The following is a 427-nucleotide window of genomic DNA, read 5'->3' on the forward strand; positions in this document are numbered from 1 at the left end:
AATACGCCCCTTTGCTTGGCGATAAGATCTCATTGGATCAGTATTCTGCAGTATTAACCGCTGGTCGTCAGGCTGGCGTATGGAACTATGACAAACTAGGGGATAGCTTAAAAGAAAGCTTCCAAGCAAGGTTCAGTGATCAGGGTGAGTTCAACAAGTTAGTTGGTGATGACAACACGACTGGTGCCATTGAAGCCATTACCGATGACGAGGAACGCAAGAACGTTCTAACGGCGGCGTTAAGAATGCGTCATGCGGTAAATACAGGACAAGGCACCGATGAAGCCTATGCCGCCTTTATGCAGAGCTTAGTTCCTGTGATGGAAAAAGCGCCAGGAGTGGTCAAGCCTATTCTCGAAGCTGCAGGTGGTACGATATTGAGTGAGGATGTGGGCATCAAAGGCTTGAAAGCCATGATTGAAGCGCT

Annotated in this window: 1 protein-coding gene; it reads left to right on the plus strand. The window is 48.2% G+C overall.

Annotation, left to right across the window (positions count from 1 at the left end; all coding sequences use genetic code 11):
- A partial coding sequence (locus tag AW165_RS19855; protein ID WP_212823931.1) for a hypothetical protein occupies nt 1-427 on the plus strand: 427 nt, incomplete at both ends.

The organism is Acinetobacter sp. LMB-5 (assembly GCF_001541635.1).
Lineage (GTDB): Bacteria > Pseudomonadota > Gammaproteobacteria > Pseudomonadales > Moraxellaceae > Acinetobacter > Acinetobacter pittii.